Below are 17,493 nucleotides of genomic sequence, written 5' to 3'. Positions count from 1 at the left end.
TGATAAAAGTGCTAGCTGATGTTACTTGCCCAAATACGAACCACAACACGAAATTACATTTTTTATTGTATGATACGGCCTTAGCGTAACCAATAAAATTCACATTAATTTTTGAGGACTATTATGAAAAAATTATTCGCTGTTGCCCCTTTTGCCGTACTACTCGCTGCTTGTGCGACCAGCGCGCCGACCACCACAACGCCACCAGCCAATACTCAACCAGTAACTCAATCATTTACTTGTGAAGACGACGGTCAAATCACTGCTGCGTATACTGCAAACGGTGAAGCTGCCAACCTAAACGTTACTTTACCAAAAGTTGGCTTAGACAACGCTAAAGTTAACATGAAACAAGCCGTTTCAGGTTCTGGCGCTCGCTATGTCAACGATGTGAACCCACAGACCACTTACGATTGGCACACTAAAGCAGATTACGGCATCATGACCATCAAAACAGACAAAGGTCAAGAATACCAAGTTAATTGCCAACTATAATAATCATAAATAACGACTGGTAGTTAATAAACTGTGACTTAAGTAACATCTGTATTTTTACTTAAACCTATTTAAAGAAAAGAGCCAGCAGTCAAACTACTGGCTCTTTTTTGTGCCTTATTTTTTTATTTAAACTTATCTTTAATAAACCAATTTAGGCATTTAGAAGCAATTAAAAGAATGACTTATCGAAAGTTTCTTTTAAGCTTTTAGGTTCGCGCCGTTTGACATTGTTTAGCTTATGACGAGTTTCTGAAGCTATTTGATAGGCCTTTAGTCGCGACTGCTGCAAATTGCCAATCGGACGATTTTCCTCTAGGCAGCGAAACGGCGTAAAAGACAGATTTTCCATAATCTCAAAATGACCGTCATCCGGCACATCTTGACAAGGAATTGTCAGTCTCGCTACCGTCACAAATGGCGCGTCCTTCTCTTTCCATTCGGTGGTGATCTCTTCAATCGGCTGCTTTTTAAGACTGCGACACAGCTGAATCTGGACGTCAAACTGATAATCATGCTCGCGTATTTCATCGATAATCAGCGGGCGAATTGCTTCCTCGCGTGCATTTACATCAAGCTCACGACGGGTGATTTTTTTAGCCGCGGCTTTGGTTGGCGTGACTCTTATCTTTGCCATATAGTCGCCATGACGCACTACGCCTTGCGAATGAAAACCATAAAGCAAGGTGTTTTTTGGCTCAATGGTTATAAATCCGCCCAGTGCTTTAAAGGTTTTAAAAGACTCTTTGGTCGGTAATCTTGAGCCGTAATTGGTCAACCAATTAAAAGCCAATTGCGCTTTGCCTCTTGCGCCTTTTTCAGCGTATTTTGGCAGCTCTAAAAACAGCTTAGAGATATACGCATAATCTTCGATTCGATTACAGAAAAATACCGGATGATTGATTAAATTAAAATCAAAGTTAGGACTATCTTCTTCGCCGGGAGCGAGTTTTTCACCCGCTACGTCAAAGACCTTAATCGCTAAACCTTGCGCTAATCCAAGCTTACGATCAGGCGAAACGCGTGAGGCACCGTTAGAAAAACGAATGACGGCATCATGAATGCCTGCTTTGGCATACAGACCTTGCGCGTATTCAGCAGGCAAATTATCTACTATCTCAAACTTGGCTTTAAGGGCGCAGTAGCCTTTGGCATGGGCATCGCGCGTATGGTAATCGACGTTACTGGCTTTATCACTTCGAGCAATATAGTTTTTGATATCGTCGGTAATGGTGCGAATATTACGCTCGTCTTCTGCGCTCAGCGCAATATATTTTGCGTCATAAGGTACATATTTAGGTTTGAATAATTTCTTTAACATTTTTTTAATCCTTTTTTATCAGTAGTTATTCTTGTAAATGAAACGGTATTTTTAAGCTTTTAAGACAATTCACTCATCCATTTTAGCGCCGATAAGCTTGGGATAAATAAATACTCACCGCCGTACAAGGTATTGAAAGTTTCGATACCGTGATAGCGCTGACGAATTGGGTCAGCAGGTACGGTAAAGGTATCAGCAGCGGCGTCTTTATCGCCATGATGGACACCAAGCATCGGATCTTTTTCTTCTCCTAAGCTCATAAAATTACCATCATTAATCCATTGCGATTGTAAAAATTCAACAGTCTCCATAGCATGAGCATTGATACCAATAAAAAATAGCCCGCGCTCTTTGCCATCGTCCTCAGTCACATCGGGCGGCAACACCTCGCCAAAACCGACGCTGCGCCTAACGATACGGTGAATACGTACGTCTGATAAAATAAAGTCTTTGCTGTCTCTTGGATTCATACGCCGTACATGGGCACCAAATGGACATTTTTTGCCATAAGGATCGTCTTTATAGCCAAAGTTATTGTTGCGGTTGGGGTCATCGCCCAGTGCTTTATCATCGTGCTCAGGAGATAAGACCACAGGCGCACCTGAGCGCCAACGTCCCCACATTTTTGCGCCCAGTAACTCCGCTTCTTCGTCACTCTGCGTATTTTCTTTTAGAAATTTATTAAAGGCGGCGACATGACTGTTATAGGCACGCAATACCATAAACGAGCCATTTTTGCCCAAGACTTCTGGCTGCGGCATTGGTGCTATCGTGCCCGCCTCGCCTTCATAGCCTAATACGAACTCGCCTGCTGCTATCGCCTCACCGTCAAGACTTGGCGGCGTTTGAATACCGCTGCCTTGAATTTCTGGATTACTGATACCATCGCGGTAGCCAAAGACGTTTTTGACATTATTGTCTGAACCAAAAGCATGTTCCATAAGAATTACAATATCGCCATTGGCGGGATTATCTTCATTGATATACGACTGAATATTGTCTTGCAGCTCCTTTAGCTTTATTTGCCATTTCTCTTTACTATCAGCAATAATGGCCGCACCGACATGGATATCGCCTTTATCACCAAAAGGGGCAGCCCAGTTTTCGGGGGCATTGATATCGAAATCCTGCAGCTTTTCTGCGCGCTTGGCCATACCTGCTTTAAAGGATTCTGGAAAGCTATCCAATGACGACCGCGGCACGCCGAGCGCCTCTAAACCATCATAAGTCATGACAATAGATAGCGTCGCTTGCATGTCTTTATGCCACGCCTTACTGCCAGTCACGTCAGGTAAAACGGTTTTCAAAAGTTGGCGCCCAGCTTCTGCATTATTGATTTTCAGCGCAACGATTGTTCCATAATAAGGCGTTGGTCGATCGCGTAAAATAATGGATTGAATGTCTTCTAGCTGCATGGTGACGGTATTTGGATTAAAGACGCCGCGTGCTTTATTCGCTAAAGTCTCGATACCATCGCCGACTTCTTTTTTAATATCTGCTAACCAAGATTCAATATTGTTGTCTTCGATACGATTGCCAAAGTTATCCTTTAATTCATGCAGTTTGCTGGTTAAAGGATGATTATCTTTTGAAGTACTATCATTTTTATTATTATTTCCAGTGTTTTTACTCATTGTTAACCCTATTTTTATCATTGTCTGAGTTTACTTTGCCCTTACCTTTTATATCACCCAGCCCATTTAAAAATGGTGATATAAAAGGATGGCATAAATTAGTGATATCTTATTGTTTTATCACAAACTTTAAGACTGTGCTTCATCCAGCGCTTTATTAATGCCTTTAACAATGCGGTCTTGGCGGCGAATATCTTGAATAGTCAGATGCGGAACTCCTACATACCAACCAGCGGCAGTGATTTGATGATCTAAAATGAACTGTTTGACACTCGGGTCTTTAATGCCAGGCCAACCTTCAACGCTCCCAAATAAAATATCCATCAGTTCAGGAATTTTAGTGGCAAAGTCGTCGATATAAGGGTCCCAATCGCCATCATAAGCCGTACAAAATAACACTCTGGTATCATTGTCTAAAAACACAAAACGCAAGTCGTGCAACGTACCAACCCGCGTTGCCCCTGCCAAATTACCGCCAGCAATCTCTAAGACTTTTTTTAGCCGTTCTGCCCCACCTTCTTTTAACGGTGCAATCACCGTTAGCTCTGAAACTTTTCCGGATTTAAGCCCTTTTTCACCGGCAGTGGTCGTCGAATGGTCATAACCATCATCGCCGCCCTCTTTTAAATTAGCTATCAAAAGCTCAGCGCGCAACCTAAAGTCATCAATAGATTCGGTGATTTTGGCTTTTAAATCTTCAGAATTATCGATAATGCGCTTTTTGTTATTCTTAGCATCAGCGTCTTTAGCATTATTGTTCTTAGTGTCATTATTCATAATATTTGCCCTTATTATTATGTTGTTATAATTTGAAAAGCACTTTGTAAAAAAGATACTTTATAAAAATAAGCTGTCATTTCGCTATCAACTTATTAGTTTTTACCATAACAGACATAAAGAAAAACTCGAAGCGCAGCAAGTTATTCACACAAAATAGAACAGAGAGCAAACGTCACTATTATTTAATTTCGAACAAAGTTTTAGTATTGATATTATTTTTATTTTGCTCAAAGAGCGCTTTATTCGTTTATAGAGTTAAACAAATGACCTTTATCTTGTTTGGATAAAAAAATTGCTTGGATACGTTATATATCCAAGCAATTGAAAGTCACGGTATTCTTATACTTGTTTATAGTTATTAGTGTATCTACTCACTCAGCTATCAAAGCCATTGTTTAATAAAATGATATCTAAACCACAGTCACGTGCAAACGCGCATCCACATTACCGCGAGTAGCATTGGAGTACGGGCATACTTGGTGAGCCGCCTCAACAAGGGTTTGCGCTTGTACTTCATCGATACCAGACACCTCAACGTACAAATCGATATCTAAGTTATAGCTGCCATCGGCCTTCATACCAATACCAACTTGGGTCGAGGTCTTTGACGCAGTGATCGGCAGTTTCATGTGCTGCGCCGTCATATTTAAGGCGCTATCAAAACAAGCGGCGTAACCCATGGCAAAAAGCTGTTCTGGATTGACACCTTTTTTATCTTGCTCTTGAAAAGAAACCAAATCAAAACCTAACGAACCATCATCAAGACCGGTGTGACCAGAACGACCGCCGGTTGCTGTGGCGCGAGTTTTATAAAATATTTTCATTATCTATTCCTTATGTTTTATTTACACAAAATTTGATTCAATCAATCATGAGGCTGCATCAGTCTCAATAAGGCTAGTATAAGACTCAGCGCGACAATCTGTTAGAACATAGCTCCAAACCTCTTGCCCAATCCTACAAAACTCTATAGTATCGAGCAATTGTATAAAATAAGAAAAGCTAATGAATCAATCAACCATCGAGCAACTCCTATCGTTATTACCTAGAAACAAAACCATTGAATCCGCCGTTTCAGGTTTGTTTTTTTACTGTGCTGATAAACCCAGTAAAGCCGTCAGCTATATTCAAGAACCTAGTATCTGCATCGTTTTACAAGGTGCGCGCGAGATTTACTTAGGTGCCGACTGTCAAAGGTTTGACAAAAGTAATCTCATGTTTTGCCCCGTTAATATCCCTTTAAGCATGCACATAAGGCATGCGACGGTAGAGCGTCCGGTTATCGTGCTGTCTATGAAATTAAACCTTGTTATGATTAGTGAGGTTTTAGCAAAAATACCGCCGAAACTACCTAATACTGCAGGTCATTTAGGAATAAAGTGGCAATTGGACAGTACCATCATGGCGGCGTTTGAACGCCTGATACACTTGCTTGATTATCCAAATGATATTGGTTTTCTTGCTCCATTAATTCAGCAGGAGATTTACTATCGCCTGCTTATAGCAGAGCAAGGCAATAAATTGCGCCAACTGGTGGTCAATGGCAGCCATACGCACCGTATTAGCAAAGCTACCGATTGGATAAAGACGCATTTAAATGAGGCAATAGTTATCGAAGAATTGGCCAGTCGCTGCGGGATGAGTGTCTCAGGGTTTCATCATCATTTTAAGGAAATTACTCAGTTAAGCCCGCTTCAATACCAAAAAAGCCTGCGTTTGATGGAAGCAAGACGACTGATCCAAGCAAATGACACTCAAATCGCCCAAATCGCTATGCAAGTCGGTTATGAAAGCCCGAGCCAATTTAGCCGAGAATATAAACGCTTATTTGGCATCAGCCCGAGTGCTGAATTACAGGTCTAGAATTAAGCAGTCAAAATCAAAGAATATAAGTATTATCAAAACTGACAATCACGTTCATAAATTAGCGCCTAAATTCATGCTCATCTGTTTTTTTAGCAATAAACTGTACCACCGCACTCAAACCTTGATGGCGCTTACCTTCAGAAATCATGCGCTGCTTTTCGATACCCGTTATTTCTTCTAACTCTGCCAGCTCAGCACGCAAAACTGCTAACGAACCAAAGCGCTCTTTTTGTGTTGCAGGAGGTCCGCCGACAGCGTCCATGCTTAGCTGCTGCTCGGTATAAGCCTCTAAGATAAACATGCCCTCTGGCTTGAGCGCTGGTGCAATCTGCGCATGAACGTGCTGGCGTATGGCTGGCGGCAGATGCGCCCAGATAGCAACGATACTGTCCCACTGTGCTTGACCAAACTCATAGTCAGCTAAATCAGCAACTTGAGTGATGATATCAACGCCTCTATCTTGCGCCAGCTTTAAAGCTTTATTCAAACCTACGTCTGACATATCCATGGCGGTCACTTCGTAACCTTGTTCTGCTAAAAAAACTGCATTCCTGCCTTCGCCTTCAGCCAAACACAAAACTTTGCCACCTACCGGTATTTTTTGAAAATTTTCTTTTAAAAAGTCATTGGGCTCGGTACCAAAAACATACTCTGCTCTGTTGTAGCGCTCGTTCCACATGGTTTTTTCCTTTTTATTGCATTGGTTTTTAATTTTTGCTTAGGCTATTTATTTTCTATTGATAAAATCTTAGGCTTTAATCCCGCCGCTAGTACGCTGTTGGTTAAATAAAGATGGTGATAAAAAACAGTTGACTTAACTTGTATATTCGTAATATAACATATAGTAATATATTCAATTATTGGAATATACTAGGTATTGATGTGTTATCCATGGATGGTCACATCACCGTCAGATTTAGGGAGGAAGTCACATGATTCGTTTCAGCTACACTCTCAAATGCTGGGCATTAGGTATCAGCTACTATGTAGGCTTTTACTTTATCGTCCTCTCAAGCAATCCTGACTTCGCCAAATATCTCTATATTCTGGCTGTCAGCACCTTACTTTTTCCGATTGCCAAGCGCGCAGTCGATGTCATCACCGATTTTATCGCGCCACACAGCATTATCTTTAATGGTCTATTATCATCATTACTCATTAACATTGTAATTTGGGTTTTAACGCCGTTTATCGTCGCCATGACCCTTATCGCCTTGCTGTTTTATGCGATGGGCGTGGTAACAGAAAATATAAGAGCAAAACCCTAAAGCAAATTTTGGCGCTTATTAAGTGCTTTAAACTAACTATAGTAGAATTCCTCTAAAGTCGATACAGTGCGACTGGGATGAATTTTTCGTAGCCTCTGTGATAACAGCCAGCAAGGAAAATTTATACCAGTCGCAAAAAGCTATAACGTGTCACTTTTATTTTACACTGACTATATTAAAGTAGAGATAAAATCATATTATCTTTGCTTTGAAGGTGGATTTAATGAGTTTACGGCCTTCTTCAGATAAAAACGTTTAGCGCTTACTATTTATAATATAAAGTTTTTTATTTTATTATGCGTGATGTAATAAATATTCATTGTTAATCCCTACCTAAAAGGCTTATGCTATAAGGTCAACCATATAGACTTACCAATGCAAGGCTATTACTGTCATGTTAACAAATGACGGTATCTTTGCGTCTTAATCAGGGCTTTTTATTGAAAGGATTTATTGCATGACAACTGCTACTCGCCAAGAACATGACCTACTCGGCTATCGTGACGTGCCCGCTGATGCTTACTATGGTATCCAAACCTTACGTGCTTTTGAAAACTTCACGGTCAGTGGAGTGCGCTTGAACCAGTTTTCGACCTTTATTCGTGCCTTTGCCACTGTTAAAAAAGCGGCCGCTATTGCCAATAATAAAGTAGGCGTGCTAAATGACACCGTTAAAGATGCTATCGCAGCGGCGTGCGATGATTTAATTGCTGATAAATTTCATGATCAGTTTATCGTTGATATGTTCCAAGGCGGTGCAGGTACGTCGACCAATATGAACGCCAACGAAGTGATTGCTAACCGTGCTTTAGAAATCCTAGGCTACGAGAAAGGCGACTATCAGCACGTGCATCCAAATAACGATGTCAACTTGTCACAATCAACCAACGACGCCTACCCTACAGCGATGAATGTGGCGTTAGATGAATACTGTGTCCATCTATTAAGTAAAATGGATATCTTGTATAACAGCCTTAAGAAAAAAAGCGCGGAGCTTGCCGATCAATTAAAAATGGGTCGCACGCATTTGCAAGACGCTGTGCCTATGACCGCGGGTCAAGAGTTCAACGCCTTTGCAACCATGATCAAAAAAGAGATGGATCGTATCGAATCTACTCGTGCGCTGTTTCATGAAATCAATATGGGCGGCACAGCAATTGGTACGGGCTTGAATGCACCAGCGGGCTATTCTGAAGAAGTTGCCAAAACCTTGTCTGATTTGACTGGCAGACCTTATTATATTGCTGAAGATTTGATTGAAGCGACACAAGACACCAGTGCTTATGTGGCTTTGTCTGGCAATTTGCGTCTTTTTGCTGCTAGACTTTCCAAGATTGCCCATGATTTACGTTTGCAGTCTTCGGGTCCGCGAGCTGGTTTAGCGCAATATCGCTTGCCTGAAATGCAGCCTGGTAGCTCAATCATGCCAGGTAAAGTAAACCCTGTGATCCCAGAAGTGGTGAACCAAGCGTGTTTCCATGTCATGGGTATTGATCATACCATTGCTATGGCGTCAGAAAACGGTCAGCTACAGCTCAACGTCTTTGAGCCCGTCATTGCCTTTAACTTGTTTACCGGTATGAGCATGCTGGCCAATATCTGTGAGATGTTTGCCACGCGCTGTATCGATGGTCTGATGATGAACAACGAGGCATGTAGTGTCGAGGTATTCAATAATATCGGTCTGGTCACCGCGCTAAATCCGCACCTTGGTTATGACGCCTCTTCTTTTGTTGCGAGAAGAGCTCAAGAGACTGGTGGCAGTGTTTACGACATCGTATTAGAAGAAAAACTAATGGATAAAGAGACGCTAGATGATATCTTGTCTCCTGCCAATATGGTGTATCCAAAGGTTAGAGCATTGCTATAGTTTATCTATGGTTAAACAAAAAGGCTGGATTAGCGTTTGCTAATCCAGCCTTTTTGTTTAACCATAGATATGGAAATTATTGTAGGGTGCGCCAAGCGCACCGATAAGAAGTAAATTACATGGAAATGGTGCGCCAGGCCCACCCTACTCACTAGCTATCTAGGATAACTGGATTTTCGGTAAAATTCCTATTTACTAACTCACTTTCTCCCACATTTTATTTAGACGCTTCGGTGATACCGCCATGCGGGTTTTCATCGGCTGCGCGAAGAGTTGAATGCGATATTCCTCAACCATCCAGCGATATTCGCTAATGGCTTTATCATTGGCACGATTTGCCAGCCGCTCCATATGCTCATCAAGAGCGTAGACACCATCAAGATCCGCTTCAAGATTGTGCTCAAGGCGCTCAAGACGAATCTCTAATGCTTCCAAATAACGCGGATACTGTTGCCAATGACTATAATCCATGCGATAAACAAAATCAGCCAATTGCAAATCCTCTAGCTGATCTTCGATATCTTCGATAGACTCGCCAAATATTTCTCTATCAAGCATGAGTAAGCTCTGACGGATACGCTGCCAACGCGTATAGACATTTTTAAGCGTTTTTATGACATCTTGACCCGTTAATAGGAAGTTACCAGCGACGACTTCTAAGGTTTTTTCAAACTCCTCTGGCGTAAAAGGCAATTCTTCCGCAAGGGCTACGGCAATATCATCAGCGCTTTCAGGTAAATCGGCAGTATGATCGAATAGCACATAATGCTCTTCAAGCGCAGCATCCAATGCCGCATCGATGACGATGGTTTTTAGCTTCTCCATATCGCCAAGGGGAGCAAAAGCCAATTTAAATATCTTATCAATCTGACTGGTCAGCTGTTTTTTCTTCGCGCCAAGCTTAGCTTTTATTAAAGTCAAAACCCCGACACGGTGTGCCTGCAACGCGGCATTAACGTCGGTATATTGGTGAATCGATACCGCTTCACCCGACGCGTCTGCGACCAAGGCAGCAAACTGTTTCATCACCACGCCTGCACTATGATGGTTTTTGCTAAAGGCAAAGTGCTCAGGAAACTCCGTATGCGTACCTTGTTGCTCATTCACCGCTTGGCGGGTCTCTTGAGCATGGCGAATTTGTAGCGTTTGTAGGTCGCGACCTTTTTCGATAATGCGGTTTTTGTCATCGACCACGCAGATTTGCGGCTGTAAATAGCGATCAATGCTAGCAGGATTAAAACTCTCAGGCGTCACCGACATAATGCCGCGACGATTTAAAGCTTGGCACAACTGCTTAAGCAACCCTTGTCCACCAGCAGGCTGCAACTCATCAAACAAGCTATCGGCAGTATCAGGAATGGGGACGATTTGACGGCGAATGTCTTTCGGCAATGACTTGAGCAATTGTAATACCAACTCATAACGCCAGCCGGGTACGCCCCACAATAGCTCAATCGCATCAAGCTGCGGTAGCGCCGCCAGTGGCACACGAATGGTCACGCCATCATCATCGCTTGACGGATCAAAGACATAACGCAGCGGTAATTTTAAATCACCCAGCTTCCACACTTCTGGAAAATCGCCTGTCGTTGGCGCTTGGCTATTAAGCACGTCATCATCGGTGAAGAATAGATACTTAGTATCAGTTTTTTCCACCTCGGCCCGCCAATCTTCAAAGGCTTTGCGGCTGGCAATATGCTCGGGGATTTTTTTATCATAAAACTGATATAGCGCTTCTTCATCAACCAATAAATCACGTCGACGCAATTTGTCTTCGATACGTTCAATATCAGCAATTTTATCCATATTATGCTGTAAAAATGGCGCTTGCCGACCTAAATTACCGGTCACCAAACCATCACGGATAAAGATTTCTCGCGATTCGCTTAAATTGACTTGCTCATAGTTGGTCAGCTGTTTACTGATAATAATCAGACCAAATAAGCTAATCTGCGCGTAAGCTTTAACGCGTCCGGTCTTCTTCGACCAATGCGGCTCAAAGTAGTGATATTTTAACAAGTCGCCTGCCGCTGAGATAATCCATTCCGGTTCAATTTTGGCAACGGTACGCATAAACACTTGTGAGGTTTCCACCACTTCAAAGGCCATTACCCAAGGCGGTACTTGTTTAAACACCGTACTGGCTGGGAAGATTTTGGCTTTTTGCTGTCGCGCGGCTAAGTACTCACCGCGATTTTCAGTTTTATGCGCGATCGTAGATAACAGACCCGTTAATAACGCACGATGTAAATTGGCATATTTAACGGCTTTGAGTTCTTCATCTTCAATCGCGGTAGGGTCGCTAGTCACATTCTCTAAAGAAGCTTTTTTATTGCTACCTTTATTAGTGGTTTTTGCCTCCTTAACATCGGTCAGTTTTAGCTCAGTGACCATTTGTACCAGCTGGCGATGGGTTTGATTCCACTCACGGACACGCGGGAAGCTCAAATAGTTTTTCTTGGTAAAATTCTTACGCTGATTGCCAGACAGTTTGTTGCCGTCTTCGTCCTTTTCAAACAAGGCTTTCCACAGGCTCAAATAGAATAAGAAATCTGAATCATCTTGACGAAACTCAGCATGCTTTTGATCCGCTTGCTGGCGCTTATTGGCAGGACGCTCGCGCGGGTCTTGAACAGCAAGCGCCGCAACCACGATGAGCATCTCACGGATACAATCAAAATCGCTACCGGCAACTAGCATACGTGCCAGCCTTGGATCAATTGGCATACGTGCCATTTTTTGCCCAGTCGGCGTCAAAACCAAATGGTCGAGACCTTTTTGTTTTTTAGCATTACTGGCCGTTTCTTTTTGAGAAGCTTTTTTGGAAGTAATCGCGCCCAATTCATCAAGCAATTTATGCCCATCAGTGACCAAACGGCTATCAGGTGGCTCAATAAAGGCAAAATCATCGACACTGCCTAAGCGCAGGTTGGCCATTTGCAAAATAACGGAGGCAAGATTGGTACGTAAAATTTCAGGTTCGGTAAATTCTGGACGACCAGTAAAATCCTCCTCAGAATAAAGACGAATACAAACACCCGGTGCCACACGACCACAGCGACCTTTACGCTGATTGGCCGCAGCTTGTGAGATGGCTTCAATCGGTAAACGCTGTACGCGTGAGCGATACGAATAACGCGAAATCCGCGCAAATCCTAAGTCAATCACATAGCGAATGCCGGGTACGGTCAGCGCCGTCTCGGCAACGTTGGTGGCGATAACGATACGCCGACCGCGACCTGAAGGCTGAAAGATTCGCTGCTGCTCTTCATAAGTCTGCCGTGCAAATAGTGGCAGCACTTCGGTATGTTTTGGCCCATGACGCTCAAGCACCTCTTGGAGCTCACGAATCTCAGCTTCTGTCGCGGCAAATATTAAAATATCTGCTTGATCGGCATGACCTTTATTTTGTGCATCGCTAAAACATTCTTCGACGGCAGCAACCACCGCACGCGGCAGATTCTCTTCAAAGTCATCATAGCTATCATCATCCGAGCTGTTTACTGGCTCATCGGTCAGCGGACGATAACGAACTTCCACAGGGTAACTGCGACCTTCGACATTAAAAATCGGCGCAGGCACGTTACGTTTTAGCTTCTTATCATAATGGCTAAAATATTCACTAAAGCGTCTAGTATCAAGGGTCGCTGAGGTAATAATGACTTTTAAATCAGGGCGCTTGGGCAGCAGTTTTTTTAGATACCCCATAATAAAATCAATATTTAAACTACGCTCATGCGCTTCATCAATGATAATGGTATCGTACTTACTCAAGAAACGATCATGACCCAATTCAGCGAGCAAGATACCATCGGTCATGAGCTTGACAATAGATTGTGCCGACCCTTGCTCATTAAAACGAACCTTAAAGCTGACGGTATTACCAAGCTGCTCGCCCAACTCTTCAGCGATACGGTTTGCTACGCTGCGTGCTGCCAGTCGCCTTGGCTGAGTATGACCTATTTGCCCTGTGATACCGCGACCTGCCAGCATTGCAAGCTTTGGTAATTGCGTCGTCTTACCAGAACCGGTCTCACCTGCCACGATAATCACTTGGTTATCGATAATACCTTGAACCAAGTCATCAGCACGTTGACTCACGGGCAAATCAAGATTGAGTTTTTCTGCCAATTTCTCTGGAATACTATCAATACGCGCTTGCACCGCTTGCTGTGAACGGGTTTTTATTTTGTCATACTGCGCACGTTTTTTGGTTAGCCCGTCCTCTGCTTTATTATCAGAACCCTTCTGATCTCTTTTATTATTAGCCACAGCGGCACGCGCCAGCTCACGCTCTAAACGGCTGAGATAATAGCTATCTTTGGCTAAAACTGGTAAGTCAGTGGCAACCTTCACGTACGAAGATGCGTTATCACTGTTTACCGTGATATTTGAGTCATCATTATTTGGGTTGGCGGCTTTACTTGCTTCATTTTCGTTGGAGCTAAATTCATTAGAGCTTAGGTCGTTGGTTAGGTTTTCAGTAGCAGTTTCTGCGGTATTCTTAGAAGTATTGGGCATATTTACTTAGGCTATTTATTATTTGGAAGTGCTTAGATTATGGGGGTAATTTGGGCGTGATTCAAGATGGTTATAGAAACAGGCTAAAGCAAAAAATTCACTAATTACTGGTATAAATCACCTGCCCCCTAGCTGCAGCTCCCGTAAAGAAGCTATGGAGCTTTTGCAGAGGCAGCATAGGAAAAGGCAGGTGCAACGAAAGTAACAGTCTCTCAAACGCCACCACCTCATCAGCTAACCATTTAGCGACATCAGGCTGGATCTGTGGATTTTCATAAAGATTATCAATTAACCACGTCAGTTGTGGAAAATTGGCATTATTATGAACCTGATAAAGCGTGGTCAATAGCTCATCAGAGATTTGGCTACGCGTTTTGCGAATAACGCCGTTTTTATAGTACATATTTAAAGCCATATTATCCTAACCTCCTTAAATTCTTGATACTCAGATAACCAACGTACTCTTTATCATCAGTATTCGCAAATTCATTGTTATCGTTAGTAATCGGCTTAATTAACAACCGAACATTTGGAATAAGGTCATTGACGTTATAAATATCGTCGATATCTACCTCAAACTTATCATCAATATGCGAGGCGGCATTAAAAGGCGACTCTTTATCTTTATAAGTAAAGGCTTTATAAAATTCGCTCTGTTTTGCTTGCTTAATAGCGTCCGCTTGAGTAGCAGCAACGATAAGCAGCTTATAATGAAACTCCTCGAAACTGCCGCGCTGATAACCCCCTAAATTGATAAAGAATAACTTTAAATCGTTGGTACTCTCTACATCGTTGGTACTCTCTGTTTGGCTACTTGATTCGACCAATTTAATCGCATAATTATCAACTTTGCTAATCGCTCGATACGAGTCAATGTGCCATTTATTTTTAACCTCAGGCCAGTGCTGATTGATATCCTCTATCAGCTCGCTGACTTGGTTGGCCACGCCAAAAAATATATCATGTTGCTCAATCAAACGACCTTTGGGGCGACCACCAAGTTGTACCATAAACAGTGTTAGCATTTTAATCAGTCCTTTATATATATAAAAATTATAGTTACCGCAATCAATATTATCAGCTTGATCTAAAGACACTTTGACTATTCTCCAGTTACAATACTCGCCCTGTCCTTAATTCAAACGCCCAATCTTCACGACCATTTGCTAAAGCCAATTTAGCTGCTGCTTCATAATCGTAAGGCACTCTAATATGCTCAGTTTGCCACTGCTTACCTTTTTTATTTTCAACACATTTAATAAGAGCGTAACTGGCATGGGGCGAATAAGTCTGCATTTTATGCACGATTGGTAAATCATCTTTATAGGCGGGATAGCCAACGCTACCTGTATTAACAACAATTTGTCCTGTCGATAGCATGACTGTACGCGGAATATGAGTATGGCCACATACGATAACTGAACTGTCGATACCCTTGAGCAATGCTAAAATATCTGTGTTATTACGTAGCGTCGGCTGCCCTGTTTCTATATTTTCCAATAGATATATCATGTCGTCCGCTGGCGACCCATGACACAGATATATATCGTCATTCAAATGATAATCAAAAGGCAAGTTCTGCATCCATCTTATCGCCATTTTAGGCAAATCTTTTGTAATGAAAGTCAGCGTAGAATTGCTTTTCATCTCTATTGTCGTAGCTTCATAAATCTGTCTATCTTGATTACCCCGAATAGTAATAATATCGTCTTGATATTTCGTTAAAAGCTCATACGTGGCTTTAGGCGCAATCGGTCCATATAGAATATCTCCGAGATTAACAATTTGGTCAATATCTCGATGTCTGATATCAGCAAGCACAGCTTCAAGCGCAAAGACATTACTGTGAATGTCTGAGATAGCTGCAATAGTATTGAATTGCTTATTACTAGAATACTCCATCCTTTTTTTCTTCCTCGCAAATCACTCCGTTATACACAGACTAACAATAAAAGGAAATAAAAAACCCGACATTTAAGTAAATATCGGGCTTTAGGGATTATGATGAACTTAATTGCTAGGCTATATTAAGAAAAAATACGCCCACAACCCGACGACTAGGGTAGCAAGAATATTAAGAATAACACCAACACGTATCATCTCGTTTTGCTTAATCAGCCCCGTACCAAAGACAATCGCATTCGGCGGCGTGGCAACCGGTAACATAAAGGCACATGAGGCGCCAATACCGATGACCAAGACGAGCACTTCATGTGGCAGTCCCATTTGCTCAGCAATAGCAGCAAACACTGGTACTAACAAAGCAGCAGAAGCCGTATTAGAAGCAAACTCCGTCAAGAAGATAATAAATGCCGATACGGCAATCATGACGATAATAAGCGGTGCTGAAGACAGCGCATTGGCAACCGTTTCGCCCAGTACTAAAGACGCACCTGATACTTTCAAAATCGTCGATAGCGCGATACCGCCACCGAACAGCATGAGTACGCCCCAATCGGTATTATCAGACACTTGCTTCCATGACACCAAACCCAAGCTCACTACAGCAGCAGCAGCGGATAAGGCAATTACGGCATCAGTATCCGTGATATCTAATGCAGCGCCGATTTTTTTGGAAAATATCCAACTAAGGGCGGTAATGATAAAGACGATAATCGTCACTATACGCGGTTTATTCCAAGCGATAGGCTCGTCTTCACGCAGTACAATCTTACGGTTTAGATTTGGTTTTAAATACACATACATGGCACCCAATAATAATGGCAAGAGCACCAACATCATCGGTATACCAAACTTCATCCAGTCTACAAACGCAATATCAAGCGCCTTTGCGGCAATAGCGTTTGGCGGCGAACCAACAATCGTACCCAGACCACCAAGACTCGCTGAATAAGCAATACCCAGTAATACGAAAACAAAGGTGCCACGGTCTTTTTCACGGTCAACTTGGGTCAAAATACCGAGTGCTAGTGGCAACATCATCGCCGCGGTCGCAGTATTCGATATCCACATCGACAAAAACGCTGTCACACCAAATATCAAAAATACTGCCGTGCTGAGCTTACCGCCTGACATCGATAAAATCTTCAACGCAATTTTTTTATCCAGTTGCTGTACATGTAGTGCTGCAGCTAAAGCAAAACCACCAAAGAATAAATAAATCGTCGGATTGGCAAAGCTTTGTAAACCAATCTCCGCATCAAACTCTGGAATGCCAATCAACGCACCAACGACGACGACCAAAAGCGCCGTAATCGTAACGTGTACCGCCTCTGTCAACCACAGCACCCCGATGAAAAACAACATCGCAAGGCCTTTATTGGCATTGATATCAAACGGCAAAACGTTATAGATAATCATACTGATAACCGCCGCAATAGCGACCACTATCAACCCTTTACCTGTACCTTTTGGAAAGGTATCGGTAAATAAATACTCGTTGCCATCATCAGGAAGATGGCTATCTAGTTTTTGCTCTGACATAAAATGTCCTTATTTTCCCCAAAGACAGTGTAAAAAACCTAAAATAAAAGCGTACTTTGGCAACTTACCCTTCATCAATCGGTAACCGCAAAAAACACGCCGTCATCATAGCAGATATATAACAAAAAACTGACTTAAGAGTGCTGCTAATAATTTTGCAATAAATGTGGTTATAGAAAAATTAAGCAGGAATCCGTGTGATGTATGGTTACACATCGTCACTAAACAAACGTACACCGTGTATGTACAAGCGTACAGTGCTATCTCATACTAAATAAGTTAATTAAAACTAAA

The 17,493-nt window shown here is 42.4% G+C and carries 14 protein-coding genes; 4 read left to right on the top strand and 10 right to left on the bottom strand.

The window, feature by feature from the left end; genetic code table 11:
- Positions 1-123: 123 nt before the first annotated feature.
- Complete coding sequence (locus CXF58_RS07425; RefSeq protein ID WP_102077060.1) at positions 124-495, top strand: MliC family protein; 372 nt, start codon at positions 124-126, stop codon at positions 493-495.
- 172 nt (positions 496-667) lie between these two features.
- Here the strand turns inward: CXF58_RS07425 and CXF58_RS07420 are convergent, their stop codons facing one another.
- The 4 genes from CXF58_RS07420 to CXF58_RS07405 form a co-directional block, all read right to left on the bottom strand.
- Complete coding sequence (locus tag CXF58_RS07420) at positions 668-1,816, bottom strand: catalase family protein (RefSeq protein WP_102077059.1); 1,149 nt, start codon at positions 1,814-1,816, stop codon at positions 668-670.
- A 59-nt stretch (positions 1,817-1,875) separates the two neighbouring features.
- Positions 1,876-3,450, bottom strand: coding sequence for a Dyp-type peroxidase (locus CXF58_RS07415; protein ID WP_082894296.1), 1,575 nt, complete (start codon positions 3,448-3,450; stop codon positions 1,876-1,878).
- A gap of 129 nt (positions 3,451-3,579) precedes the next feature.
- Positions 3,580-4,227 carry a hypothetical protein gene (locus tag CXF58_RS07410; protein ID WP_226928921.1) on the bottom strand — a complete coding sequence of 216 codons (648 nt, stop codon included), beginning with the start codon at positions 4,225-4,227 and terminating at the stop codon, positions 3,580-3,582.
- 413 nt (positions 4,228-4,640) lie between these two features.
- Complete coding sequence (locus CXF58_RS07405; protein WP_068405296.1) at positions 4,641-5,054, bottom strand: organic hydroperoxide resistance protein; 414 nt, start codon at positions 5,052-5,054, stop codon at positions 4,641-4,643.
- 181 nt (positions 5,055-5,235) lie between these two features.
- On the opposite strand from CXF58_RS07405, the gene CXF58_RS07400 reads away from it, so the two are divergent.
- A complete protein-coding gene (locus CXF58_RS07400; protein ID WP_068405293.1) occupies positions 5,236-6,093 on the top strand; it encodes an AraC family transcriptional regulator in 858 nt (285 codons plus the stop codon).
- Positions 6,094-6,154: 61 nt separating this feature from the next.
- Here CXF58_RS07400 and CXF58_RS07395 read toward each other — a convergent pair whose 3' ends face one another.
- Entirely contained in the window at positions 6,155-6,775 is a 621-nt protein-coding gene (locus CXF58_RS07395; RefSeq protein ID WP_102077058.1) for a class I SAM-dependent methyltransferase, read from the bottom strand.
- 253 nt (positions 6,776-7,028) lie between these two features.
- Between CXF58_RS07395 and CXF58_RS07390 the strand changes: the two genes are divergently transcribed.
- Together CXF58_RS07390 and CXF58_RS07385 are read left to right on the top strand one after the other, a co-directional pair.
- The gene (locus tag CXF58_RS07390) at positions 7,029-7,364 is read left to right on the top strand and encodes a hypothetical protein (RefSeq protein ID WP_068405285.1); all 336 of its coding nucleotides are present in this window, start codon (positions 7,029-7,031) and stop codon (positions 7,362-7,364) included.
- A 457-nt stretch (positions 7,365-7,821) separates the two neighbouring features.
- Complete coding sequence (locus tag CXF58_RS07385) at positions 7,822-9,234, top strand: aspartate ammonia-lyase (protein ID WP_102077057.1); 1,413 nt, start codon at positions 7,822-7,824, stop codon at positions 9,232-9,234.
- A gap of 195 nt (positions 9,235-9,429) precedes the next feature.
- Here CXF58_RS07385 and hrpA read toward each other — a convergent pair whose 3' ends face one another.
- The 5 genes from hrpA to CXF58_RS07360 all read right to left on the bottom strand — a co-directional run bounded on the left by hrpA (position 9,430) and on the right by CXF58_RS07360 (position 17,199).
- Positions 9,430-13,590: an ATP-dependent RNA helicase HrpA gene (gene hrpA, locus CXF58_RS07380; protein WP_102077083.1), complete on the bottom strand. Its 4,161-nt coding sequence runs from the start codon at positions 13,588-13,590 to the stop codon at positions 9,430-9,432.
- Positions 13,591-13,855: 265 nt separating this feature from the next.
- Positions 13,856-14,170 (bottom strand): hypothetical protein, encoded by a 315-nt coding sequence (locus CXF58_RS07375; protein WP_068405276.1) that lies wholly within the window; start codon positions 14,168-14,170, stop codon positions 13,856-13,858.
- A 1-nt stretch (position 14,171) separates the two neighbouring features.
- The gene (locus CXF58_RS07370) at positions 14,172-14,780 is read right to left on the bottom strand and encodes a DUF1543 domain-containing protein (RefSeq protein WP_068405273.1); all 609 of its coding nucleotides are present in this window, start codon (positions 14,778-14,780) and stop codon (positions 14,172-14,174) included.
- An 88-nt stretch (positions 14,781-14,868) separates the two neighbouring features.
- Positions 14,869-15,657 carry a metallophosphoesterase family protein gene (locus CXF58_RS07365; RefSeq protein ID WP_068405271.1) on the bottom strand — a complete coding sequence of 263 codons (789 nt, stop codon included), beginning with the start codon at positions 15,655-15,657 and terminating at the stop codon, positions 14,869-14,871.
- Positions 15,658-15,777: 120 nt separating this feature from the next.
- Positions 15,778-17,199, bottom strand: a complete 1,422-nt coding sequence (locus tag CXF58_RS07360) for an SLC13 family permease (RefSeq protein WP_068405268.1) — start codon at positions 17,197-17,199, stop codon at positions 15,778-15,780.
- Positions 17,200-17,493 lie beyond the last annotated feature (294 nt).

Origin of the sequence: Psychrobacter sp. Sarcosine-02u-2, assembly GCF_002836335.1 — a bacterium.
GTDB classification, from domain to species: Bacteria; Pseudomonadota; Gammaproteobacteria; order Pseudomonadales; family Moraxellaceae; genus Psychrobacter; species Psychrobacter faecalis.
The sequence above is the reverse complement of the archived record's forward strand: the minus strand, read 5'-3'. Positions and strand labels throughout refer to the sequence as shown.